Annotated in this window: 9 protein-coding genes; all 9 read right to left on the bottom strand. The window is 47.2% G+C overall.

The window, feature by feature from the left end; all coding sequences use genetic code 11:
• Positions 1-93: 93 nt before the first annotated feature.
• The gene (locus tag UNDYM_RS29800; protein ID WP_162044865.1) at positions 94-375 is read right to left on the bottom strand and encodes a hypothetical protein; all 282 of its coding nucleotides are present in this window, start codon (positions 373-375) and stop codon (positions 94-96) included.
• 564 nt (positions 376-939) lie between these two features.
• Positions 940-2,529, bottom strand: a complete 1,590-nt coding sequence (locus tag UNDYM_RS29795) for an IS66 family transposase (protein WP_162044937.1) — start codon at positions 2,527-2,529, stop codon at positions 940-942.
• 43 nt (positions 2,530-2,572) lie between these two features.
• Positions 2,573-2,914: an IS66 family insertion sequence element accessory protein TnpB gene (gene tnpB / locus UNDYM_RS29790; protein ID WP_162044864.1), complete on the bottom strand. Its 342-nt coding sequence runs from the start codon at positions 2,912-2,914 to the stop codon at positions 2,573-2,575.
• Positions 2,914-3,243, bottom strand: a complete 330-nt coding sequence (locus tag UNDYM_RS29785) for a hypothetical protein (RefSeq protein WP_162044863.1) — start codon at positions 3,241-3,243, stop codon at positions 2,914-2,916. Before UNDYM_RS29785 ends, tnpB begins: the two co-directional genes overlap by 1 nt.
• Positions 3,244-3,640: 397 nt before the next feature.
• On the bottom strand, positions 3,641-5,263 hold the full coding sequence (locus tag UNDYM_RS29780; RefSeq protein WP_162044862.1) for an amidohydrolase family protein: 1,623 nt from the start codon (positions 5,261-5,263) through the stop codon (positions 3,641-3,643).
• Positions 5,264-5,843: 580 nt separating this feature from the next.
• Positions 5,844-6,914, bottom strand: a complete 1,071-nt coding sequence (locus UNDYM_RS29775; RefSeq protein ID WP_162044861.1) for a DNA-binding protein — start codon at positions 6,912-6,914, stop codon at positions 5,844-5,846.
• A 479-nt stretch (positions 6,915-7,393) separates the two neighbouring features.
• Positions 7,394-7,852, bottom strand: coding sequence for a hypothetical protein (locus UNDYM_RS29770; protein ID WP_162044860.1), 459 nt, complete (start codon positions 7,850-7,852; stop codon positions 7,394-7,396).
• An 8-nt stretch (positions 7,853-7,860) separates the two neighbouring features.
• Positions 7,861-9,636, bottom strand: coding sequence for a UvrD-helicase domain-containing protein (locus UNDYM_RS29765; RefSeq protein ID WP_162044859.1), 1,776 nt, complete (start codon positions 9,634-9,636; stop codon positions 7,861-7,863).
• A complete protein-coding gene (locus tag UNDYM_RS29760) occupies positions 9,630-10,466 on the bottom strand; it encodes a hypothetical protein (RefSeq protein ID WP_162044858.1) in 837 nt (278 codons plus the stop codon). Before UNDYM_RS29760 ends, UNDYM_RS29765 begins: the two co-directional genes overlap by 7 nt.
• Between the last annotated feature and the right edge of the window lie 91 nt (positions 10,467-10,557).

Below are 10,557 nucleotides of genomic sequence, written 5' to 3'. Positions count from 1 at the left end.
CAATTGCCTTGCGCGAGGGCGCGAAACAGCAATGCCGCCTTACGGCAGCGCGATCAGGAAAACAGGAAGACTGGCGCGGCCAGCCGTGCAAAGTTAGATAGTTTGCTTCGGCCATCGGCCGTTCGGATCTGGAATTACGATAGAGATATCTGCGCTGGGCATGATCATTTCGTGAGGATTGCAACCGGAATCGTTGCACAGGCGGCAGGGTGCGCCATCGTCGCGCCAGTAGAAGGTAAAACTCATGCCTTCAGGCATCCTCGTTACGTCATCAGTCTTGCCGGGCGCAATTTCCAAATTTTCGGTTGCATTGCTGAATACGGCAACCTGAACTTTGCGCGCGTTATTGTTGGTGAATCGAATTCGATAGTTCATATTTCCCCTAGGTGCTAGTATGGACCGCTTACCACGACGAGAATTTAACAACAATGCCGACGATAGATGTACTTTAGAAGTTAGCCGACTTGTCATATAGTTATGTAAATATTTTGCAATGTCAAGAACAATATTTTCGAAATTAATGCGTATCAATGCTAGCCTGCCAGTGGCTTTACCTGAGCATTAATAATTAAATTTAGTATTGTTGACTCCTCCGCCAGCTAGCACATTTACTTTGGATTTCCTTAAGTTCGGGTATTGCTTTGCTGAACCGCTGAGTAATATCCGAACAAGAAAAAAATTTCAATGATCGCAAAATCATAAACTGACAAAGTTTAGTTTGTTCACAGAAAAGCTTTGCTTGACCGCATCCTTAGTTCGGAAGGAACTACGTCGAGAACTTGGTGAACAATTTGAGAGCCTCAGGAAAAGTGCTGTCTCGATAAATGGCGGATGAACATATTGGAACAACGTCTCCTAAAGAAAAATCTGGCCCAAGTTACATTCCAAATTTGATTAACTCTTTCGTAAGCGTCCAGCCGCCCCACCTATAAAAAGAAGTTATAGCTGTGTAGAGTTCGGAAATGGCAGCAGCGAATCGATCTGGTTGTTAGGGCATGTCGGGAGACGTTCCAGGACGCTGGTCAGCCATTGCATCGGATCAAGGCCATTGAGCCTGGCGGTGCACAGCAAGGTCTGAATGGCGGCAGCACGGCGGCCGGCGCGTTCTGAGCCGGCGAACAGCCAGTTCTTCTTGCCTATGGCAATCGGACGTATCGCGTTTTCGACCGCATTGTTATCGATCGGCAGCGTGCCCGAATCGATATAGCGCACCAGCGCCGGCCAGCGTTTGAGTGCGTGCTCAATGGCCTTGCCCGTGCCGCTGCCTGGTGCGACAGCTTGTTGCATCGTCTGCAGCCAGGCATGCAGTTCAACCAGTACCGGCCTGGCTTGCGCTTGCCGTAGTTGCAGGCGCGCTTCGGCCGTCTCGCTCGCAGCCTGTTGCTCAATGGCGTACAGTGTTGCGATGCGGCGTAGTGCCTCGGCCGCCACCGGGCTGCCGTTGGCCGCATGTAGCTCGAAGAACCTGCGCCGCACATGGGCCAGGCAAGCCAGTTCGGTCACGCCATCGGCGAACAGTGCCTTGTAGCCGGCATAGTCATCCACCATAAGATGGCCGCGCCAGGTACCGAGGAAGGCGCGTGCGTGAGCACCGGCACGGCCGCTCTGGTAGTCAAACACGATAATGGGTGGCCCCTGGTCCAGATGGTTGGAGCGATAGGCCCACAAATAGGCGTGTTTGGTCTTGCCCTGGCCGGGATCAAGTTGGCGTACCGGGGTTTCGTCGGCATGCAGGCAAGGCCGTTGCCGCAGCAGTTCGGCCAGTCTCTCACTTAAGGGCTGCAATACCACGCCGAGCTTACCTATCCATCCTGCCAACGTAGAACGCGCCAGCGGCACACCCTGGCGGGCGGCGATCTGTTCCAGCCGGTACAGCGGCAAATGATCGGCAAACTTGCTGACCGCAACCCAGGCCAACAAACCGGGAGCGGCGAGGCCACCATCGATCACCGCTGGCGGGATCGCCGCAGCGGTGACCGTGTCGCAGCCACGGCAGGCATATTGAGGACGAATATGGCGATGCACAAAGAAGCGTGCTGGTTCGACATCAAGTTGTTCGCTGACGTCTTCGCCGATCTTGACCAGGTCGCGCCCGCAGGCTGCACATTGGCAAGAGCTTGGTTCATGGCGGTACTCAATGCGCGGCAGTTCGCTGGGCAGCGGCTGGCGACCGGCACGGCTGCGCGGCTTGGCCGGACGTGGCGCTTGTAGCGCCTCCAGTTCGGCCTCCATCGCCGCCAGGTCCGTATCGATGGTTTCGTTGAACATATCCAGTTGCTCGCCGCTGTAGGCTTCGCTGGCCTTGCCGAAACGGATGCGCTTGTGATGCGCCAGTTCCAGCGTAAGTGCATTGATCTTGATGTCCTTGGCGTGCCCAGCGGCACTCAACGCATCCTGCTGTCTCTGCAGGACGTGTAGTTGGGCATCCTTCGCAGCGATCAGCTCGTCCTTCTGGGCCAGCATGGCCTGCAACTGCGCAAGGAGCGCAGGGTCGGCGTTGGTATGGGCGAGTTGTTCGAGCAGATCGATGGCGCCATGTTAACAGAATCGCGTCGAAGTTAACAGGGACTTGCTACAGTGCCCAGGCTGCCGGAGCCGGTGCCGACAAGCGCTGCCAATCGACGCCGGCCACCAGCCACTGCCATTGCTCGGCGGTCAATTGCCAACTGAGCTCGCCAGGCTTGGGCCAGACGAATTGACCACGGTGCAGGCGGCGCACGCACATCCACACGCCGTTGCCATCCCAGCACACCACTTTGAGGCGTGTGTGGCGCAGGTTGCTGAATACGTAGGCAGTACCGTCGCAAGGTGCACGCCCCAGGGCTTGCTGGACGTAGGTTGACAGGCGGTCGATCCCGGCGCGGATGTCGACCGGCTGCACTGCCAGCCAGATGGCATCTGCCTGCCATTGCATCACAGGCCACGCAGCAGGTCGGACAGCCAGTCCGCCTTGACCTCGGGTGGCAGACGCAGTTCCCAGCCTTGCGGGCTGCGCAACACCAGTCCCATGGAACCAGACCCAGCAGGCGTCACTTGCAAGGGTAATAGCTGGATGCCGGGCTGCTGCGATTGGGATTGCTTATTCTCAACGGACTGTTCGGCGATGAGTGCGCGCCGCCAATAGTCGAAGGTGGCGAACTTGAGGCCTGCACTTACGCAAAAGGCGCGCTGGCTCAGTGCACTCTGCTGCCATTGGGCGATGTGTAGCTGCCACTGCTGCCGCTTGGTTTGATCTCGTTTCATGTCGCTCCTCTTTACTTGTGATGGGAGCGTGAGTCTGGATGAGGTCATCGTTCAATGCTAGGTGGGGCGGCTGGACGCTTACACTCTTTCATCAGGTCAGCGGCTTCTATAATTCGATCCTCGATATCGATACCATTTTTCTGTCCGACTATGGTTATCCATTGAGAAGTATTTTCTAGGTGGGCATTAGTATCGTAGTAATAAAACAAAAACGGAACCATAATTGTTCCGTTTTTTATACTAGGCTAGTGATACAGCAACAATGACTTTGTATGAAGCTACATAGCGATCAAGCCATTACATTCTTTATTTCCGCAGGCACACGATTGTAGTGCGACCTGACCTACCGTCAAGCGAAGTAATCAATTGTGCCATAGGCTATTTAGGTCAACGTCGATTACTGCGCTTTCATGTAGTTCAACGCATTTTCGTGAAAAAACTGTTCACGATAGTTGGCGAGTGGGCCGCCTGCATCGAATATTTCAAGAAAGACTTGTAGGTATTGTTTTGGGTGCGTCACCATAGACGGCATGTTCCAGTCAGATCCAAATGCCATCTTATTCTCAAATTTATATGGTGCTTCGACAGCTTGCGATTCATGTATGACATACACAAGGTTGTCGACTAGGCATGCGCGAGCTTTTGCGCATTCGTCACCGTGGCCTTCAATTAGGTCGGTGATATATGCGAATTCACAGTAGACGTTTTCGTAGGTTCGACACAGCCTTACGACGTCTTTTGCAAAATTATAGTAAGTGACTCCTTTGATGACATAGTCATCTGGCCCATTCCATTCATCTTTGGTGGCACTCCATCCAAGGGAAATTAAATCAACTTTACCGCCTGTATCTTTGGATGTTACATGCGTTTGCTTACCGCCACCTGCGTGGCCAAAACAAAGTCTTAATTTGGGGAAGGCTTCTAATACTGCATCCCAATTTTTGGGCTTTGCATTGAGCCCTAATTTCGCGCGCGTTTGGAACCCTTGCGCAGTACAGTGGGTAAATACAGGAATGTCTAACGCCGCACATTTTTCAAAAAAAGTGTGGACTCTATCTCTGATTTCCGCAACGGGATCATTGGCAGGTAAATAGCCCATTGACGTATAGAATTTGAAGCCTTTGAATTCTCCATTTTGGACAAATTTAAAGACATCCATGCAGTTTTCTCGACGTGGATCAAATGCTAAAAAGCCGATTGTTTGCGGATATTGTGCGTGAACTTGTTTCATGCGGGAGATTTGATCTCCATTGTTTTCGTCCTCTTGTTGGACGTACTCGCAATAAAAAGGGTAATACGGTGACACCATCTCCTGGGTCGTATCTGGTTTGACTACATAAGCCATTTGCATGTCCATCATGTGATGGACTAGCGTGATAGGCGGATAGTCTGGTGCGATGACGCCGTAACGCTCGATGAGTGTTTCCGCCATGTGTTTTTCAGCAGACAACATGCTATAGATGAAAGCTCCATAGTTCTCAATGTCGTCGGCAACATCTTGTTCCTTATTTAAAATTCTGATTGCTACCCCGATGATCATTTCGATCCAACCGGAAAAACTCTGTTTCGTAAATTGAAGATTTTCAGGGACTTCTTTCAGTGAAGTAACTGCTTCTCTAATTTCACAGTCTTGATTATTTTCATATTCATCAATGAGTGCCTTCTGCAAATTCTTTAAGTCCTGAGTAATGTCGTGTGCTACCACGAGTGGATGTTTTTCTTGGTCGGCTAGTTCACGAAACTGAACATTCCTCGCCTCTATTTCCCCCACGATGTGCGCTTCAATCGTGTCTGAGAGTCGGTCCACATAGTCGGTATCGACGAGGAAATTTTCTTGTAGATTCTCAGGGGAGTATTCCGATTCGGTAATCTTAAAGATGATCGTTGAGAGGTGCCTGGCAACCCAGCTATTGTCGGCATCCTTATTGAGTGCGTTCGCAAAAATTCCTGGAAGGGGAAGACAGCGTGCATTGAAAAGGTGGGTATGGAGATCAACGATCTTGTTCGGTAACGTAGGCATTTAACTTCCTTCAAATCAGAGATTGAACTTGTTTTGCATGCTAGGAGTTGTTACGTCAGCGTCACTCACGAGCCCTTTATCTCGGGTTGCCAAGGCGTAAAATTGGCCAAATCTCTTTGAGAGGGTGAAATGTCGTCGAGCACCCGAATAAGTTCACTCAGTGTGGTAACTTGTTCTAGACGCGCGAGCCCTTCGAGCGTGTACCTAAAACCAAAGTCCACCTCGGGGAGATAGTGCCCCCTGATCGAGTATGCAGTTGGGACTGATAACTTCTCGGTCTGGCTGCATAGGCAGAAGGCACTAAGGTGATTGTCCTTTTCTTTCGGTTCGACAAAACTCATGGACGCTGTCATCGGTGCCCTACCAGAAAGTTTTAACTGACCACTGACAAGGAAGCCGTTGACCGTTACCATTGGCAAAAATACCGGTCGTTCACGAAGTGTGTCTGCCCAACTATTTAAGTGCAATGCAGTGATCCATCGCAATTTCGTGCCTCCTTCATTTTTATGTAAGTAATCATCGATCACTCATATTAAAAAGTCAAGGAATAGTGTACAAGCAAAGTTCAGTTTCAAAATCGCTATTCACCAACCCCATCCGGATCCGTCTCCCGTTGTCCTATTTTTCCAATATCCCCATTGCCAGTCGTTTTCAAACCATCTTCAAGACCACCCGCATCCAACAAATCCAACTGCCGACCATCTTCTTCAACGGCCAGGGCAGGGGAGAGAGCAACGGACGCCAGAGCCAATTCCTTAATCATCGCATCCCTCTGCAAATTCAAGGCAGTCAACTGTCCCTTCAACGCATTGATCTCCCCCCTGGACGCATCGATCGTAGAACGTGCATTTTGCAACTGCCTTTTCACGAGATCCACCTCGGTCTGATTTCTAGAACGCAGAGAAAGCGCTTCACCCTCCCAGTGCAGCGACTTGGCCCGAGCCTCCTCAATCTGCTGCAGCATATGCCGTTCCATTCCCCGATAGCGCTGCTCATTCTGTACACCGGCCGCTTCAAACTCTGCCAGCCGGCTCTTATGGTCCGCATTCAGATTGGCCAGGCTGTCCTGATATTGGGATGACAGAAGCTGCATCGCTTCCGTATGCCGCCTGTCGCGCTCGTCAATCGCCTGCTGCATAGCCTCCAGTCGCTGTACCAGCACCCCTTGTTCCGCTTTCAGACCATCATTCATTTGCAAGGCTTGCTGCAGGCGCTCCTGAGAAACCGCCAGGCTCGTCGCCTGGCCAGCCAATTCGCCTTGCACTTGCTCAAGATGCTTTTGTTTCTCCTGAACAAGCTCGACCATTTGGACATGCTCCTGGGTAAGCTGAGCGCGCTCCTGGTTCAGCAAGGACTTTTCGTGGGCGAGATGCCCCTGGGCCGCCGCAGTGGCCGTCGCCCATAACTGACGCATGAGTTCCGCCACTTCATCGGGCATCCCCTGGCCAGCCGCTTGTGCGCAGTGATGACTGAACAAACGCTCATACCAGGCGTGGATATCGGCCTGAACGTCCGTATCCGATCCCCCTTTGTAATAGCCACGCACTTTAGAAACAGAAGGCTTTTCTGATGCGGCAGCCAGGGAATTACACGCAGCCCAGACTGCTTCACGCCTGGTGTAAGAACGGTCTGAAAGAACAGAAGTAGACATACGTATTTCCTGAAGGAAGAAAAGCTAAAAAATTGCCATTAGCTCAATGAAATCGGCGACAACCCGCAAAAGAAGGGAATTTTCTTATTGGGAACGATCAAATAATAAATATATTATTTTATTTCGTCAATATTTTGACGTTTAAACTAATATTTGCATGATTATCTTACTTATCATGTATTATTTAAAGTGAGTTCCTTGCAAAGAATTTATAACTGCTTTGGAAGCGATCAACTGCGTGAAACATTCACGCGGATTAGACAGGGGAATTTGCTGAAAGCCTTATCTGGTAAGGCTTTACGGCGAGTTGAGCAGCTCAAATGATAGAAATGAATGTTTCACGGTCTTCATAATCTGCTTAGCCATGAACGCTATTTCGAAAGGTCAAAAAAGAGCTTGATTTTGTCGTCTCAAGCCCATAGAGATATTTAACCCATTGTCTTGCGGAAATATCGCTCAGATACAAAGTGGACCTGAACTTATTCAACTATAGTTAGACTTTTACGATCTATAGCCATATTAAAGACGTCTGATATTCCTCCTCTTGCAAGAGAAGTGGAAATATATAGTCTCGTTTCCGCACGACTACATCCGAGATATATATTCGATATAAATTTTCTTTTAATACCTATTCGAGCATCTTTAGGGGCTTGACTAATATCGGCATGTATTAAAAATACGGTATCAAATTGTAATCCTGCGACGTATTCTGGCAAGCTGAAAATGAATCGTTTACCAGCGTGTCTTAACTCCGATGGGTCACGATCAACAATACATAAAACTTTTCCTGCAAATTGTCCCTCAACTATTGGGAGATATTTATCAAAAATATCTCTACTTGGACATAAGACGGCCACCCTACGGCCTCCCCCATGAATCGAGCGCGCTCGCTGGATTGCCAGAGACATAACCTGTGTAAGTTGACTCTTATCGTCCACATATACTCTTAGTTCAGGTTTCGGTCCATCATCCAGCTTACTTGTGCCGATATAGCTCTCCCATTCTTCTGGTATTTCAATTCCAGGAAATCTTGCGTCGAGATCCCGTAAAAAATCGATAATCTGGGGGTATACCTGAAGACAGTTTCTAACTGAATTAAATCAGAATTTTGCAATCCAGAAGATTTTGTGAAGAGTGCTCCAGTTGAATCATCATACTGAGTAAAAGAATCGTTTGTGCTTTGTTTTAGATCGTATGCCATAAAAAGCGCAGGTCTTACTGGACGATCATTTTCTTCTTCGAGAGTTCTGCACATCAACTTGTGGAATGTTTGACGTTCCATTACGTTGAATAAATGCAGCTCATCAACAAACAATGCATCGTAGCCCGAACGATCCCGGATTTGATCCCATGTGTTTGAGTCTAGAAAATTATTAAAATCCGCGATCATTTGATCTGTGCTTATGATGTCCATATCCCGAAGTAATGATCTATAACGACGATGGACATCTAGTACGAAACGCTTATCTTGCTCACTATTTAAAGGCATTAACCATGCAGCTCGTTTTAAAGAGCTAGTCGCATATTTTTCACCTTTTGAATCACCTGCTCGGATATTTTCAATATCAAGTACGTTTGCGAATTCATTCATTAATTCAGAAATGAGAATGCCATCTTTGCTGATTACAGCATTTTCCCAATTCGTTCGGATAGATTTTGATAGGTCAGAAAATCGAGATCTTATAACATTTGATTCCCACATTTCGATCAATGCACTGTCAATTAGCTCTTTTTGCATCTTGCGTCCCTCTGTTCCATCTAATGACAGAGGGTGTAATTGTCTAAGTTCAAAATTAAGGAACTCTTGCGCTAAGTCATACAGCGTCCTAATTTCCATATGGCAATATTTGCTATTTCCATATAGCATTCCCATTGGATCCAGATTCTCTGCCAACGATCTTACCGCGTCCATTGCTGCAGAACTGTGCGAAAGAAAACAAAGCCTTCTATTCTTCTTCTCAGCTTCAAATTGATTACCATCACGTAATAATTTTATTGCAAGACTAATTGTTTTCCCTGTTCCAGCAACACCACGCAGTCTTACAGGGCCATCATATTTTTTATCAACAAAGCTACGTTGCGCGCTTGTTAGCATTGATGTGTACCATTGTTGAAGGGACGCTCCAGGTCGGAACCCTTGTGGCAAAATTTCTGCTAACTCGATTCCAGCTCTGAATTTAGTGTCAGTTGGGGAGGCAGGCGTGAGAACGGCATCTGTAAATTTAAGTCGCACTTGTTCATGAAGTGTCGACATGTCAGGAAGGTCATCAAAATTTATCGCCCGATCAGTGTATGCGAAGGCGAAAAGATCGTTACGACCATTTGGTCTTAAATGAAAATTTATTCTACTTTTTAGCCCTTGAAATCGTGTTTCCGCACATACCGACAATGTACTCTGTTCAGTGTATGGTCGCCATGGTGGGGGAATTTTGACTGATCTACTGAACTGCGCATCTGAAACAGTTCTAATACGTTCCAGAATTAAACCATTGTCTTTGTTTGGAGAGAAAACAGAATATTCAGTCTCAAGATTAATTGCAACCAATGGCCCTGAGTCGTCTTCAAGGGAAGATTCAATGATATAAACTATGTTATCAAATGCCACTCTCTTTAAGCCAACCGCATTCGGAGGAAGGAAATATTCTGAAAACCAATCAGACGAAATATCAAAACGTGTTAACTGACTAATTGAATACGGCGTAAAAACAATTGCCTTCAACATACAATAGCTCCTGCAAATTGTTGAGCCATATCCTCAATGACCAGTTGACCTAAGTCTGTAATGTCATTTGGCAACCCAACTCTTGAATATTGGCTTGCGAACAATTGTGCCACTTTGAATTGATACAAGGGTGTAAGGCGTACTTTACGCGCTGCTGTAGTTACTGTTCCGGTTGCCTTTGTGCGCATTTCAGCTTCACTTCGAAAGCAAAAATCTGCTTGAATCGTATATATCCGGCGCATTCGGATTACAAACCCGATTCGTTTCTCGTCAATAATATCGCTTAAAAAGAAATGATCGTCGGGCATGCTTTTCTTTGCGTCCAATACCATTTTTATAGCCGCATCATTATGCGCAGGTTTTTTTAACTCACAAAAATAAGTCAGTATCTCAAGATTGTTTAAGTCCGCAGTTAAACATTTGTAAAGTGTAGTCAATTCTATGATTGCTGCTGTTTTGTTTTTGGAGTTTAGTTTGGAAATATCAGGATCCAGTTTTGCGATAACTTTTTCTAGTGGATCACTTGATAGCCAGTCTTTTAAATCAGACTGCTCTTGATCGTTGTAAACTAAAAAAGAAGAAAATTTTTTTAAAGAATTTTCTAGCTTGCTTGCAACGAAAGTACGAAGCCAAAATTTAGTTAAATATTCTTCGAAGCTGAAAATTGGAAGGTATGCAATCACGCCATCTAATTTATTATTTTCAAGATCACAATCAGCATTAATAATTACACCAAGCGAAGGGTGCTGTTGAGTGTCAACGTTAAAGATCTTGATAATGTCACCTTGGCGCAAATTTTGCGCTGGTGAACAACGTTCCGTTTCATTCATTGTAATTTCGATTTCGTATTTGTTTTATAGATCGCAGAAACATTCGATATACAAACTTTAATAATGAAGTTTGTATTTGATTGTTGTGTAT

Origin of the sequence: Undibacterium sp. YM2 (genome assembly GCF_009937975.1) — a bacterium.
GTDB lineage: Bacteria > Pseudomonadota > Gammaproteobacteria > Burkholderiales > Burkholderiaceae_D > Undibacterium.
The sequence above is the reverse complement of the archived record's forward strand: the minus strand, read 5'-3'. Positions and strand labels throughout refer to the sequence as shown.